Origin of the sequence: Pantoea sp. B550 (assembly GCF_024158165.1) — a bacterium.
GTDB classification, from domain to species: domain Bacteria; phylum Pseudomonadota; class Gammaproteobacteria; order Enterobacterales; family Enterobacteriaceae; genus Pantoea; species Pantoea alfalfae.
Map to the genome: position 1 here is coordinate 2,270,242 of NZ_JAMYXI010000003.1, position 13,670 is coordinate 2,283,911.

At 53.7% G+C, this 13,670-nt stretch carries 11 protein-coding genes and 1 pseudogene; 8 read left to right on the top strand and 4 right to left on the bottom strand.

Going from position 1 to position 13,670, the window contains the following annotated elements:
* The first annotated feature begins 5 nt into the window (after positions 1-5).
* The 3 genes from NIM72_RS13570 to NIM72_RS13580 all read left to right on the top strand — a co-directional run bounded on the left by NIM72_RS13570 (position 6) and on the right by NIM72_RS13580 (position 2,060).
* Positions 6-1,199 (top strand): amino acid aminotransferase, encoded by a 1,194-nt coding sequence (locus tag NIM72_RS13570; protein ID WP_161733616.1) that lies wholly within the window; start codon positions 6-8, stop codon positions 1,197-1,199.
* A 121-nt stretch (positions 1,200-1,320) separates the two neighbouring features.
* Positions 1,321-1,740 carry a secondary thiamine-phosphate synthase enzyme YjbQ gene (locus NIM72_RS13575; RefSeq protein ID WP_161733533.1) on the top strand — a complete coding sequence of 140 codons (420 nt, stop codon included), beginning with the start codon at positions 1,321-1,323 and terminating at the stop codon, positions 1,738-1,740.
* Positions 1,740-2,060: an MmcQ/YjbR family DNA-binding protein gene (locus NIM72_RS13580; protein ID WP_161733535.1), complete on the top strand. Its 321-nt coding sequence runs from the start codon at positions 1,740-1,742 to the stop codon at positions 2,058-2,060. Before NIM72_RS13575 ends, NIM72_RS13580 begins: the two co-directional genes overlap by 1 nt.
* A gap of 52 nt (positions 2,061-2,112) precedes the next feature.
* Here the strand turns inward: NIM72_RS13580 and NIM72_RS13585 are convergent, their stop codons facing one another.
* Complete coding sequence (locus NIM72_RS13585) at positions 2,113-3,177, bottom strand: NAD(P)-dependent alcohol dehydrogenase (protein WP_161733537.1); 1,065 nt, start codon at positions 3,175-3,177, stop codon at positions 2,113-2,115.
* Positions 3,178-3,409: 232 nt separating this feature from the next.
* The gene (gene uvrA, locus NIM72_RS13590; RefSeq protein WP_161733539.1) at positions 3,410-6,238 is read right to left on the bottom strand and encodes an excinuclease ABC subunit UvrA; all 2,829 of its coding nucleotides are present in this window, start codon (positions 6,236-6,238) and stop codon (positions 3,410-3,412) included.
* 225 nt (positions 6,239-6,463) lie between these two features.
* Here uvrA and ssb1 point away from each other — a divergent pair, with 225 nt between their 5' ends.
* The gene (gene ssb1 / locus NIM72_RS13595) at positions 6,464-7,018 is read left to right on the top strand and encodes a single-stranded DNA-binding protein SSB1 (RefSeq protein WP_161733541.1); all 555 of its coding nucleotides are present in this window, start codon (positions 6,464-6,466) and stop codon (positions 7,016-7,018) included.
* A 69-nt stretch (positions 7,019-7,087) separates the two neighbouring features.
* Here ssb1 and NIM72_RS13600 read toward each other — a convergent pair.
* Positions 7,088-7,608 (bottom strand): annotated as a pseudogene (locus NIM72_RS13600) (isochorismatase family protein).
* 119 nt (positions 7,609-7,727) lie between these two features.
* Here NIM72_RS13600 and NIM72_RS13605 point away from each other — a divergent pair.
* Together NIM72_RS13605 and NIM72_RS13610 are read left to right on the top strand one after the other, a co-directional pair.
* The gene (locus tag NIM72_RS13605; RefSeq protein ID WP_253420735.1) at positions 7,728-8,555 is read left to right on the top strand and encodes an AraC family ligand binding domain-containing protein; all 828 of its coding nucleotides are present in this window, start codon (positions 7,728-7,730) and stop codon (positions 8,553-8,555) included.
* A gap of 77 nt (positions 8,556-8,632) precedes the next feature.
* Positions 8,633-9,592, top strand: coding sequence for a DMT family transporter (locus tag NIM72_RS13610; protein ID WP_161733548.1), 960 nt, complete (start codon positions 8,633-8,635; stop codon positions 9,590-9,592).
* Between the two features lie 923 nt (positions 9,593-10,515).
* Here the strand turns inward: NIM72_RS13610 and NIM72_RS13615 are convergent.
* Complete coding sequence (locus NIM72_RS13615) at positions 10,516-10,911, bottom strand: transposase (protein WP_013359793.1); 396 nt, start codon at positions 10,909-10,911, stop codon at positions 10,516-10,518.
* A 524-nt stretch (positions 10,912-11,435) separates the two neighbouring features.
* Here NIM72_RS13615 and NIM72_RS13620 point away from each other — a divergent pair.
* Together NIM72_RS13620 and NIM72_RS13625 are read left to right on the top strand one after the other, a co-directional pair.
* Complete coding sequence (locus NIM72_RS13620; RefSeq protein WP_013359794.1) at positions 11,436-12,692, top strand: oligosaccharide flippase family protein; 1,257 nt, start codon at positions 11,436-11,438, stop codon at positions 12,690-12,692.
* 8 nt (positions 12,693-12,700) lie between these two features.
* Positions 12,701-13,651: an ATP-grasp fold amidoligase family protein gene (locus NIM72_RS13625; RefSeq protein WP_013359795.1), complete on the top strand. Its 951-nt coding sequence runs from the start codon at positions 12,701-12,703 to the stop codon at positions 13,649-13,651.
* The last annotated feature ends 19 nt before the right edge of the window (positions 13,652-13,670 follow it).

Genomic DNA, 13,670 nt, shown 5'->3' on the forward strand with positions numbered 1-13,670 from the left:
ACACCGTGTTTCAAAACGTTGATGCCTATGCGGGCGATCCGATTCTGTCGTTGATGGAAGCGTTCAAACAAGACCCACGTGAACACAAAGTTAACCTGAGCATCGGGCTCTATTACGACGAACAGAACATCATCCCGCAGCTGAAGGCTGTAGCGGCTGCTGAAGAGCAGCTTTATGCTGAGCCGCATCAGGCATCGCTCTATCTGCCAATGGAAGGGCTGAACAGCTACCGCAGTGCGATTGCACCGCTGCTGTTTGGTGCCGATCATCCGGTGTTAAAGGCGGGCCGTATTGCGTCGATTCAGACTCTTGGCGGTTCTGGCGCGTTGAAAGTGGGTGCGGATTTCCTTAAGCGCTACTTCCCGCAGTCTGCCGTCTGGGTCAGCGATCCGACCTGGGAAAACCACGTCGCGATTTTTAATGGCGCAGGTTTTGACGTCAATACCTATCCCTGGTATGACGCAGAAACTCACGGTGTGCGGTTTGATGCCTTTATCAGCACCCTGAAAACCCTGCCTGCGCAGAGCATCGTGTTGCTGCATCCCTGCTGTCATAACCCGACCGGCGCTGACCTGACGGATGCGCAGTGGGATCAGACCGTTGAGGTGCTGAAAGCACAGCAGCTGATTCCTTTCCTGGATATCGCCTATCAGGGCTTTGGTGCCGGTATGGAGCAGGATGCGTATGCACTGCGCGCGGTCGCCGCGGCGGGTCTGCCTGCGCTGGTCAGCAACTCCTTCTCCAAAATCTTCTCGCTCTATGGCGAGCGCGTAGGCGGTCTCTCTATCGTGTGCGACAGTGCCGAAGAGTCAGCACGTGTGCTGGGCCAGTTAAAAGCAACCGTTCGCCGTAACTACTCCAGCCCGCCGAATTTCGGTGCGCAGGTTGTCGCACGCGTCCTCAACGACGAGGCGCTGAAGGCCAGCTGGCTGGCTGAAGTGGAGGCGATGCGTCTGCGCATTCTCGCGATGCGCCAGTCGCTGGTGGACGTACTGAGCACCGCGCTGCCAGGTAAAAACTTCGACTATCTGCTGAAGCAGCGTGGCATGTTTAGTTATACCGGTCTGAGTGCGCAGCAGGTTGATCGCCTGCGTAACGAATTTGGCATCTATCTGGTGGGCAGCGGTCGCATGTGTGTGGCCGGTCTGAACAGCAAAAATGTGCATCAGGTAGCGGAAGCGTTTGCCGCCGTGATGTAACAGCAGCCAGGTTGTAAACAAGACCGCCAGCGTTTTCTCTGGCGGTTTTTTTATGGGTCAGGGTTTACCTTTCGGCGACATGCTGCACACTTAAACGGGATAACCGTTTCAGGAATAAGCTATGTGGCATCAACAAACTATTACGCTGAGCGCGAAGTCGCGTGGGTTTCATCTGGTCACCGATGAGATCGTCAACTCGCTCTCCGGACTGCGTGATATCAAAACCGGTCTGCTGCATCTGCTGTTGCAGCACACTTCGGCGTCGTTAACCTTAAATGAGAATTGCGACCCGACGGTGCGCAGCGACATGGAGCAGCATTTCATGCGGTACGTGCCCGAGAATGCGCCTTATCAGCACGATTACGAAGGGCGTGATGATATGCCGGCGCACATCAAATCGTCGATCTTAGGGGTTTCGTTGTTATTACCGGTTCAGCGGGGACGTCTGGTGCTGGGCACCTGGCAGGGGATCTGGCTGGGCGAGCATCGCATTGAGGGCGGTGCCAGGCGGATTGTCGCCACGTTACAAGGGGAATCGTAATGAATAACTCAGATTTACTGACCTATTGCATGAGCAAGCCGGGCGCGGAGCAGAGCGTCCACAGTGACTGGAAAGCCACGCAGATTAAAAGCAACGGCGTGCTGTTTGCGATGGTACATGAGGCGAAAGGGCGGCCCGCGGTCTCGCTGAAATCGACGCCTGCGCTGGCCGAATTACTGCGCGAAGAGCACAGCGATATTATTCCCAGCGAGCATCTGAATAAGTCTCACTGGAGCACGCTGTTCCTCGACGGTTCGCTGAAAGATTCGCAGATCTACTATCTGGTCGATGCCTCATACCAGCAGGCGGCTACCCGTTAAACGGCAATAAAAAACCCTCTTACCTGAGCAAGAGGGTTTCAGATCAAGCAGCTTACGCGGCAGACTGAGCGCGCAGCGTGTTGATATCGATAACAAAGCGATACTTCACATCGCTTTTGAGCATGCGCTCATAGGCTTCGTTGATCTGGTCCATCGCGATCAGCTCAATGTCTGACGTAATCCCGTGCTCGCCACAGAAATCGAGCATCTCCTGGGTTTCCGCGATGCCGCCAATCAGTGAACCGGCGATGCTGCGACGTTTAAAGATCAGGTTAAAGACCTGCGGTGCCGGATGGTCGTGCTCCGGTGCACCAACCAGCGTCATGTTGCCATCCAGTTTCAGCAGGGTGATGAACGGGTTGAGATCGTGCTGAGCCGCCACGGTGTTCAGGATGAAGTCAAAGCTGTTCGCGTGCTGCGCCATCTGCTCCGGATCTTTGGAGATCACGACTTCATCGGCACCCAGACGTTTGCCATCTTCAATTTTGGATGGCGAGGTGGTGAACAGCACCACATGTGCGCCCATGGCATGCGCAATCTTCACGCCCATATGGCCCAGGCCGCCTAAGCCTACGATACCCACTTTTTTGCCAGGACCGACATTCCAGTGACGCAGCGGCGAATAGGTGGTGATACCGGCACACAGCAGCGGTGCAACGCCCGCCAGCTCCAGGTTCTCGGGAATGCGCAGCACAAAGCTCTCATCAACCACCATCGACGTTGAGTAACCGCCGTAGGTAATAGCGCCGGTTTCGCGATCTTCGCCGTTATAGGTGCCGACAAAGCCGTTTTCGCAATACTGCTCCAGACCCTGCTGACAGCTTGGACAGCTGCGGCAGGAATCAACCATGCAGCCGACGCCAACCAGATCGCCGACTTTGTATTTCTGCGTCTGTGGACCAACAGCAGTCACGCGACCCACAATTTCATGACCCGGAACCACGGGAAAAATGGTGTTTTTCCACTCATTACGGGCCTGATGCAGGTCTGAGTGGCAAACGCCACAGAACAGCACCTCAAGCTGAACGTCATGGGCGCGCAGCTCACGCGGCTTAAAATCGAACGGTGCCAGTTTGGATTTTGCATCCTGAGCAGCATACGCATGCGTAATATTCATGGTGTCTCCAGTTTCGATGTGTCGTGAGTGTTTTTTGATGATGTGCAGCAGCATGGATGTGCTGCGAAAACAGGGCGACGCCAGGGGCGTGCCAAAGAGGAACCGTTTAAGGATAGTCAGCGTAGTGAGAAGCGTATATGCCTATACATGTCTGAATCTTGCCTGATTCTGCATTTTTCTGGCTGAATCGGCAGGGGTAAAAAAAGGCCCGCACGCGGCGGGCCTGAAAGAATTACTTCTGTAACAGGGGCTTCAGGAAGCGCGCAGTGTGGGATTTCTCACACTCCGCCACGGTTTCTGGCGTACCAGCAACCAGGATTTCACCGCCGCCGCTGCCGCCTTCCGGACCGAGATCGACAATCCAGTCTGCGGTTTTGACCACATCAAGGTTGTGCTCAATTACCACGATGGTGTTGCCCTGATCGCGCAACTTATGCAGCACTTCCAGCAGCTGCTGGATATCGGCAAAGTGCAGGCCGGTGGTCGGCTCATCCAGAATGTAGAGCGTCTGACCCGTGCCACGCTTCGACAGCTCACGCGCCAGCTTCACACGCTGGGCTTCACCGCCGGACAGGGTGGTGGCGGACTGACCGAGGCGGATGTAGGTGAGACCTACATCGATCAGCGTCTGCAGCTTACGCGCCAGCGCTGGTACGGCATCGAAGAACTCACGGGCCTCTTCGATGGTCATCTCCAGCACTTCGTGGATGCTCTTGCCTTTGTACTTCACTTCCAGCGTTTCACGGTTATAGCGTTTGCCTTTGCACTGGTCACACGGCACATAAATGTCCGGCAGAAAGTGCATCTCGACTTTCAACACGCCATCGCCCTGACAGGCTTCACAGCGTCCGCCCCGCACGTTGAAGCTGAAGCGACCCGGATTGTAACCGCGCGAACGCGCTTCCGGCACGCCCGCAAAGAGTTCACGCACCGGGGTAAAGATACCGGTGTAGGTGGCCGGGTTGGAGCGCGGTGTACGACCAATCGGGCTCTGATCGATGTCGATCACTTTGTCGAAGTGCTCCAGGCCTGCCACGTCACGGTAAGGTGCCGGTTCGGCGATGGTCGCACCGTTCAGCGCCCGCTGAGCAATCGGGAACAGCGTATCGTTGATCAGGGTCGATTTACCTGAACCGGACACACCGGTAATACAGGTGAACAGTCCGACCGGCAGCGTCAGCGTGACATCCTTAAGGTTGTTGCCGCGTGCGCCGGTAATCTTCAGCACTTTGGCCGGATCGCCTTTGACGCGCTCCTCTGGCACCACAATGCCACGCTTGCCGCTCAGGAACTGGCCGGTCAGGGATTCTTCCTGCGCCATAATCTGATCAACGGTGCCTTCCGCGACGACCTGGCCGCCGTGTACGCCTGCACCCGGACCGATGTCGATCACATGGTCTGCGGCACGAATCGCATCTTCATCATGCTCAACCACGATCACGGTGTTACCGAGGTCGCGCAGATGAATCAGGGTGCCGAGCAGCCGTTCGTTGTCACGCTGGTGCAGGCCAATAGAAGGCTCATCCAGCACATACATCACACCGACCAGACCCGCACCGATCTGGCTGGCCAGACGGATACGCTGTGCTTCACCCCCGGACAGGGTCTCAGCGGAACGTGACATTGAGAGATAGTTCAGGCCGACGTTGACCAGGAAGCTCAGGCGATCGCCAATCTCTTTCAAAATTTTCTCGGCAATCTGCGCACGCTGGCCGCTGAGTTTCATGTTTTCAAAGAAGGACATCGCATGACCGATGCTCATCTCAGAGATAGTCGGCAGCGTGGTGTTCTCCACGAAGACGTGGCGCGCTTCACGACGCAGACGGGTGCCTTCACAGCTGGCACAGGCGCGGTTGCTGATAAACTTCGCCAGCTCTTCGCGAACCGCAGAGGATTCCGTCTCTTTATAGCGGCGTTCCATGTTATTGAGCACGCCTTCAAACGGATGACGGCGAACCGAGGTATCGCCGCGATCGTTGATGTACTTAAATTCGATGCTCTCTTTGCCTGACCCATACAGAATCACCTTCTGCACGTTGTCTGGCAGGCTGCCGAATGACGCTTCGATATCAAAATCGAGGTGTTCCGCCAGCGAACGCAGCATCTGGAAATAGTAAAAGTTACGGCGATCCCAGCCGCGGATAGCACCGCCCGCCAGCGAAAGTTCAGGATTCTGCACGACGCGGTCAGGATCAAAATATTGCTGTACGCCCAGGCCGTCACAGGTTGGACAGGCGCCCGCCGGGTTGTTAAACGAGAACAGACGCGGTTCCAGCTCACTCATGCTGTAACCGCAGATGGGGCAGGCGAAGTTAGCCGAGAAGAGCAGCTCTTCTGCGTCGCTGTCATCCATGTCCGCCACGATAGCCGTGCCGCCGGAAAGTTCCAGCGTGGTTTCAAACGACTCCGCCAGACGGGTTGCCAGGTCTTCACGCACTTTAAAGCGGTCAATCACCACTTCAATGGTGTGCTTCTTTTGCAGCTCAAGCTTTGGCGGATCGGAGAGGTCACACACTTCGCCATCAATACGCGCACGGATATAACCTTGCGTTGCCAGATTCTCCAGCGTTTTGGTGTGCTCACCCTTACGATCTTTCACTACCGGGGCCAGCAGCATCAGGCGACGACCTTCCGGCTGCGAGAGCACCTGATCCACCATCTGACTCACGGTCTGCGCCGCCAGCGGCACATCATGATCCGGACAACGCGGTTCGCCTACGCGGGCAAACAGCAGACGCAGATAATCGTGAATCTCAGTGATGGTTCCCACGGTCGAACGTGGGTTATGCGAGGTGGATTTCTGCTCAATGGAAATGGCGGGCGACAAACCTTCGATATGATCGACGTCCGGCTTCTCCATTAACGAAAGAAACTGGCGCGCATACGCAGAGAGCGACTCCACATAGCGGCGCTGACCTTCCGCATACAGCGTATCAAACGCCAATGAGGATTTACCGGACCCTGACAGGCCGGTTACCACAATGAGTTTGTCGCGTGGGATGGTCAGGTTGATGTTTTTCAAATTATGGGTGCGGGCACCACGAACTTCGATCTTATCCATTCACCTTTCCCGGATTAGCTGCACTCACCGTGCCTTGCCGACACGGCCAGAATAAACGTGTCATTATGGCACAAAAAATAGACTGAATATATATCCAGTACTCTCAGGCCTGGAAGCGGAGAGGGATTAAAACTGGAACCCCGCTCGAAAGTGGGAAACAGTCCGCAGGACGTGTTAGAATTGAGAGATTAGACTGTATGCATTAACTCATCGGGAGACAGCAACATGGCCAGTCGTGGCGTTAACAAAGTGATTCTTGTCGGGAATCTGGGTCAGGATCCGGAAGTACGTTACATGCCAAATGGTGGCGCGGTTGCCAACATTACGCTGGCTACGTCGGAAAGCTGGCGCGACAAGCAGACCGGTGAAAACAAAGAGATCACTGAATGGCACCGTGTGGTGCTGTTTGGCAAACTGGCTGAAGTCGCAGGCGAATACCTGAAAAAAGGGTCGCAGGTCTACATCGAAGGTCAGCTGCGTACCCGTAAATGGCAGGATCAGGGCGGCCAGGAACGTTACACCACCGAAGTCGTGGTCAACGTTGGCGGCACTATGCAGATGCTGGGTGGCCGTCAGCAGGGCGGCAACGCGGGTGCACCAGCAGGTGGCGGCGCGCAGGGCGGTGGCAACAACAATGGTTGGGGTCAGCCGCAGCAGCCGCAGGGTAACAACAATCAGTTCAGTGGTGGCGCGCAGTCCCGTCCACAGCAGCCACAGAGCGCGCCGGCCAGTAGCAACAACGAACCACCAATGGATTTCGACGACGATATTCCATTCTGATTCTGTTGGTCAGAGAGTGTAAAAAAGCCCGCTTATGCGGGCTTTTTTATGTGCGGCTTTCGCAGGCGGTTACGACCATTCCGCCACAATCTCGTCTGTGCGCAGCACACGCGGCACGTTACCGGGAATCGACAATGAGGACCAGACCTCATTGTGCTGGTTTATCAACGCTTCAGCGCTGACCCAGTGACGATCGGCGGTGGTGTGCGCATCCGCAGCAACCGTAATGGCATAACCTGCACTGGCACCCACTTTTATGGTGGTATCCAGACAGTAGTCAGTGGCACAACCGCACACCACAAACTCTTCCACCGCCCGCTTCTTTAACAGTGCGGCCAGCTCAGTCTGCCAGAAGCTGTCGCAAGCGGTTTTTGTCACGTAATATGCGCCAGCAGGCTGAATCAGTTCCGACAGCAGATTAAAAGCTTCATTTCCCTCGCACATCGCGCCTTCGCGGTGCTGGATAAAATGGTGATATCGGCGCGTTCAGTCAGTCGGTTAATCTGCGCTACCCGACCCGCCTGGTCGAAGCGCGGCGAGATGAAGACCCCATTCTGCATATCGATAATCACTGCCACACGCTGTGCCATGCTTAACCCCATCCGTCTGAAAAAAGCAGTGTTACCCGCGGCGTTGCAGATAGCAATCTTTTGCATTTTAGCCCCGGTCGCAGGCATGCTTAGCAGACTGGTTAAATAAGGAGAGAGAAGTGGACGGTGTTCCGGCAAGTTTCCCCTGTGAGAAAGATCGCGCCCGGTTCCGGCAACTCGCAGAGCTGCCGGGTGTGGAACTCTATCAGGCCCACATCTCCCGCTATGCCTTTGAACCTCATACCCATGAAGCCTTTGGGATCGGCACCATTGAAGCGGGCGCACAGCGCTTTCGCTATCGCGGCACCGAATATACTGCGCCGGAGAACTCACTGGTCATGATGAACCCGGATGAGCTGCACACGGGTGAGTCAGCGTGCGAAGAGGGCTGGCGCTATCAGATGATCTACATTCAGCCGCAGCTGATGGATGAACTGACCGGCGACCGCGGCTGGTGGTTTAACGAGGCGCTGCTGACCGATCCGCGCGTGGCGCAGCCGCTCTCCCGCACGCTTGCCGCACTCTGGCATGCAGAGTCTGAACTGGCGCGCCAGAGCCTGATTGCTGAGCTGCTGCTGCAAATCCGTCCGCTGGCGCGTATGTCCTCACAGCGCAGACCCGATGCCCGGCATCGTTTTGATCAGGTCAGAGATTTTTTGCGCGCAAACCTTGCAGAACCGGTGCGGCTGGAGGAGCTGGCCGCGCTGGCTTCACTGTCGCCGTGGCACTTCTTACGTGCTTTTCGGCAGCACTATCACGTTACGCCGCATCAGATGCTGATGGCTTTCCGGCTCTATGACGCCAAGCAAAGGCTGGCGCAAGGTGAGGCGGCCGCTAGCGTCGCGGCGGCGGTTGGATTGACCGATCAGGCTCATCTCACCCGCGCCTTTGCTCACCGTTATGGCATTACGCCGGGCCGCTATCAAAAGCAGGTTCGCCAGCCCTGATAACACCGCAATCTGCTACAAGCATTTCCCGCCGGAACCCGCCACACTCTGCCAAAAGTCTGTATAAGGAAGAAATCATGTTTGCGGGAATTATGTTTGCCGTCACCGCCGGGTTGCTGTGGGGGCTGATCTTTGTCGGGCCGCTGCTGGTGCCGGACTATCCTGGCGCCCTGCAATCGGCGGGACGTTACGTGGCGTTTGGGCTGATTGCGCTGCCGCTGGCCTGGCACAGCCGTCGTCGGCTGCGTCAGCTGTCACGCGCTGACTGGCTTGAGGCCGTGAAGCTCTCGTTGGTGGGAAACCTCTTCTACTATGCGTTTCTGGCGAACGCCATTCAGCGTACCGGCGGGCCGGTCTCCACCATGATTATCGGCACGCTGCCGGTGGTGATCGCCGTCACGGCTAACCTCTGTTATGGCCATCTTGAAGGACGGCTGCCGTGGCGGCGGCTGTTCCCGGCACTGGTCATGATGGCGGCTGGCTTGCTCTGCGTGAACGCAGCGGAGCTGCAGAGCCAGGGCGCCACGCTGGATCTCAGTCGTTATCTGACCGGTATCGTGCTGGCACTGCTGGCGGTAATCTGCTGGACCTGGTATCCGCTGCGTAATGCCCGCTGGCTGCGCACGCATCCTGAACTGCGCCCCTCAACCTGGGCTACCGCGCAGGGGCTGGTGACGCTGCCGATGGCACTGATCCTGTACGCGCTGGTCAGCGTTCAGCTCGCCTGGCAGCAGCCCGATTTTTCGCTGCCGTTCGGGCCGCGTCCCACGGTATTCATCGCATTGATGCTGACGATTGGCCTGCTCTGCTCCTGGCTTGGCACCTTATGCTGGAATGCTGCCAGCCAGCGTCTGCCCACCGTACTGATGGGGCCGCTGATCGTTTTCGAGATACTCTTTGGCCTGTTATGGACTTTTCTCTGGTATCAACGCTGGCCGCCGCAGCTCACCCTGACAGGCATTGTTTGTCTGATGGCGGGTGTGATCTGGGCAATGCGCATCAAACCGCACCCGCAGGTAGTTACGATTAAAGAGTAAACCGTAAAACTCACCTGAATGCCTTTACCGCGCGGACAACACACCGCGCGGCTTTTTAAGATTAAACCCTATCCTGATTTGCTCGCTCTTCGGCAGATTTATACCGCGAAATCGATTTCATGGTTCCGCACTGTTGTCCGGTATTCTCCGATAACCTCATTCATCCTTCCTTTGTCAGTAAAAAAACGGTCCTTTCTGGCACCTGAAAGTTGTCTGTTTCAACTCTGGCAACCTTTCACTGGTCAGATATCGGTCATTAATCAGGAAAAATAGCGCAGCATTATGGACGTTACGCTTTTATCCGCTGCTGTTTATTGCGTTAGGGTCCTGAGAAAAGGGGACTAAAAACCACCATTAACTTCACTCAGTGATAAATGAGTAAGAGAATTCCGCCGCTGCGTTATTAATTAAAGATTAATCTCTGGCATCAATGATGTGCAATGAAGAGAGTGAAAAGATAGACCCATAACGTTAGTGATAAGGAGCAATAAACTATTTAACCCGGATTAATCCTGGAGAAAGTTAATGCAATAAAGCCGTCATCGGGAATTAAAGCGCAACCGCAAAATTTGAGTCAGGGCCACCATTAACTCAAATGTACGGTGATTATTGTTTGTGCGATGTTTAAAGCGGCTTAATGGTGTTGAGAGGATTTAGTTCCGACGATTAGCAGGGCTAAACTAAAAAAGGGAAGGCCCAATCCCGCATAAAGGGGATTGGGAGGGGAAGATAAGGCGTGGAATGCGAGACTTTTGCTGTTGTGAATCAATTTTACCGCAAAAAAAGAAGCTTAGCTGTGAAGCCATTCATTAGTTATAAATGGAGCGGAAAAGGAGGCCGCAATTGTCCTGTTAAATGATCTTCATCTCTTCTGGTAAGAACAAATCTCAGCGTTAAGTCTAAAAAGCGCGGTAGCATTAGGTTTAGCGATTCTCCGTGCCTGACGGATAGTGGTATACGCTGCGGCTGATATCTAATAAGCGGCAGCTGCGACGGGTGCCAATGTCAAAGGTGGTCTGCAGGAAATCTACAGCCTGTCGTTTTTCATTAGTCGTAAAGAAGTGCTTCAGAACGCTCTGCAGCATCTCTTTGTCCGAGTTGAGCGTCTGCAGTTCACGTGTGACATTCTGCAGTTTTTCTTCCAGCTCCTTGATTTTTCTGCCTTCTTCCGAAGACAACCCAGAAAACTTCTTTTTCCAGCTATAGAACGTGGCTTCAGAGATGCCTAACTCTTCACAAATCTCTCTGACTTTCACGCCCGATTCAGAAGCTTTAATGGCATTTGTGATTTGATCTTCGCTGTATCGTGACTTTCTCATAAATGCTCTTACCTTTCTTATCGATTAATGGATGAGAATGACTTTAATAATTTCTGGCACTGTAAGATTTTATTAAGGCAGTATTAAAGTGCGCGAATTGAATTGCGAAGCCTAAATTAAGATATTTAGAAGAAATATCATCATGGGATAAATCTTATTTTATTCTTATCCGGGGAGCGTGCCTTCCTGGAAGCGGGTTTTTGTTATAAATTCATCGCATCCAAAATACGAAAAAATTCTACGTACACTGGATATTTAGCTTCGCCGACTTGATTAATATGCCGGTATAGCTCTTTAAGGTTGTTTTATTTTCAGCCTGAAATCGTTTCCATTTGAAGTGATTCGCGCCATTTATAATAAGAATTATCCTGAATTCACTCTCCGGATCATGATTTACATCTCAATTTTCGGACCAGCTTGGTCTGAAGTCATACATTTTCGCCAGGCCCACTGAGCGCTTATTAATTCGTTACAGGGATGTTGTACCGAAGCGGTTGTAGTTGAGTAATACTAAGGAAGAGTCGATGAAATTGAGCGTAATGTCTAATGCCGCCTGGATGATGTCTGAGAAGATCATCTCCGTTTTTGGCGTCATTTTTGTGACGTCTTACGTGGCTAAATCCTTTGGTCCAACGGTGTTTGGCCAGATGGCGTTTTCTACTTCACTTTTTGCAATGGTGCAAACCGTCGCAATCTTTGGCACCGAAACTATTCTGTTTAAGCGCGTCAGCAAAAATGCGTCGAAAGGTCTTCGACTGATGACCATCGCCCGTACGCTGCGCATGGTGCTATTGCTGGTCACTTCGGTGCCAGTCTTAATTTGGGTCTGGTACAACATGCAGGAAAACTTCCTGGCGTTTGCACTGGCCTCATTTGTTGCCTCGGTTTTTGTCACCCAGGACACCTTCAGCGTTTATAACAACGCGCGTCTTGCCTCGCGTCTTAACACTATCGCTAACGCTGTGGGCATGCTGCTGAGTTTCGGCATCAGCTTTACCGTGGCCTGGCTGCGTCTTAATCCGCTCTGGCTGACGCTGTCGATTGTTGCCGTGACACTGGTGCCTTACCTGATCAAGCGTCACAACTTCTATCAGGACCACCAGGATCAGATGCCACCGCGCGAAAAGCGCACCGCCTATCTGCGCTATCTGATGTATGCCGGTCTGCCGCTGGCGATCTCCAGCATCTTTATCTCGGTGCAGGTCAAAGCGGCGCAGATGTTTCTGGCAGGCACGGCGCCTGCGCGCGACCTCGGTCTCTTTGCGGCGGCGAATACTATCTCCGCCTCCTGGATTTTTATCCCGGTTGCGCTTATCACCTCCTGCTTCACTGAAATCTTCAGGGAGCGCGGCGAGGTCGCCATTAAGCTGGCTGCCCGGCTCAATGGCTACGTTATGGCGGTTTCATTGCTGATGCTGCTTGTCATTTCGCTTTACGGCGAGCAAATCATCATCGCGTTGTACGGACCGGAATACACACAGTCAGGAAGTCTCATTACGTTGCTGTCGATAGCGACCAGCTTTTCGGCAATGGGGACCGTAGCGTATCGCTACATGGTCAAAGAGGGAGGATTTAACTACTTGCTGAGGAAAATCATCTGCCTGATGGTCATCAGTCTGCCGCTCTCCTGGTGGTTGATCCAGGGTCACGGCATCATGGGGGCCGCGTGGAGCGTTTTCCTTTCAGAACTTTTGTCCCTGACCGTAATGAATTACTTCTTTAAAAACGGCGTCATTCAAAAGATTCAGGTTTCCTCACTCAACTACAAAACATACAAATGAGGTCAGATATGCTCAAGTTGAAAGAAGAACTCAGAAAAAGTGTGCAGTACTTTATCAAGAAGATGCCCTGGGCTTATCAGGACCGCATCTACTACTTCCATAAGTTCAGAAAGCTGCCCAATCTGCGTCAGCCAAAAGTGTTCAACGAGAAGGTGTTGTACCGTAAGTTTATCTTCGGCGATTACCAGAACTACGGTCGTCTGTCAGATAAGTACTCGGTACGCGAATTCATTGCTGAAAAAATCGGTAATGAGTACCTGATCCCGCTGGTACACGAAACCACTGACCCGACCACGCTGAACAGCCTGCCTTGCTGGAAGGGAACGGTGATCAAGCCGAACCACGCCTCCAACATGGTAGAAATACTGCTGGAAGAGCCGGACGCGTTGCGCAAGCAGCAGATCATTCATGACTGCTATCGCTGGCTGAAGACCGATTTCGCCAATGAAGCGCGCGAGATTCACTACCGCTACATCAAGCCACGCATCCTGGTTGAGAAGTACATTGGTGATGGCAAAAGCGCGCCGATCGATTACAAATTCCATATGTTCAACAAGCGTGATGGCAGGTTCGAATATGTGCTGCAGGTAATCTACAACCGCTGCCAGCCGCTGCTGTCGATGAACTTCTACGTGAATAACCTCAATGAGGCCTATCACAAGATCCGCGATACCGGGCTGGATGTGTCACCGATTATGCCGTCACTGGAACATGCGCTCGAACTGAGCAAGAAGCTGGCCAGCGATTTCGACTACGTGCGTGTGGATTGGTATATCCATGACGAGCATATCTACTTTGGCGAACTGACCTTCACCCCAGGTGCAGGGCTGGTTACCGGATTAGATCGTGGTTTAAACCAGATGATGGGAGATATGTGGATTCAGGACCGCCGCGGAACGCAGAGCCCGGGCGTTACAGTGCAGGATGTTAATATTCCTGCCATGTTGAAGAAAATTTAAGTTCACACAGCAATATAAA

Excerpts from the sequence above, each read along its gene's own strand:
- uvrA (WP_161733539.1), bottom strand. The coding sequence starts at position 6,238 with ATGGATAAGATCGAAGTTCGTGGTGCCCGCACCCATAATTTGAAAAAC.
- NIM72_RS13575 (WP_161733533.1), top strand. The coding sequence starts at position 1,321 with ATGTGGCATCAACAAACTATTACGCTGAGCGCGAAGTCGCGTGGGTTT.
- NIM72_RS13625 (WP_013359795.1), top strand. The coding sequence starts at position 12,701 with ATGCTCAAGTTGAAAGAAGAACTCAGAAAAAGTGTGCAGTACTTTATC.
- NIM72_RS13580 (WP_161733535.1), top strand. The coding sequence starts at position 1,740 with ATGAATAACTCAGATTTACTGACCTATTGCATGAGCAAGCCGGGCGCG.
- NIM72_RS13585 (WP_161733537.1), bottom strand. The coding sequence starts at position 3,177 with ATGAATATTACGCATGCGTATGCTGCTCAGGATGCAAAATCCAAACTG.
- NIM72_RS13610 (WP_161733548.1), top strand. The coding sequence starts at position 8,633 with ATGTTTGCGGGAATTATGTTTGCCGTCACCGCCGGGTTGCTGTGGGGG.
- NIM72_RS13620 (WP_013359794.1), top strand. The coding sequence starts at position 11,436 with ATGAAATTGAGCGTAATGTCTAATGCCGCCTGGATGATGTCTGAGAAG.
- ssb1 (WP_161733541.1), top strand. The coding sequence starts at position 6,464 with ATGGCCAGTCGTGGCGTTAACAAAGTGATTCTTGTCGGGAATCTGGGT.
- NIM72_RS13615 (WP_013359793.1), bottom strand. The coding sequence starts at position 10,911 with ATGAGAAAGTCACGATACAGCGAAGATCAAATCACAAATGCCATTAAA.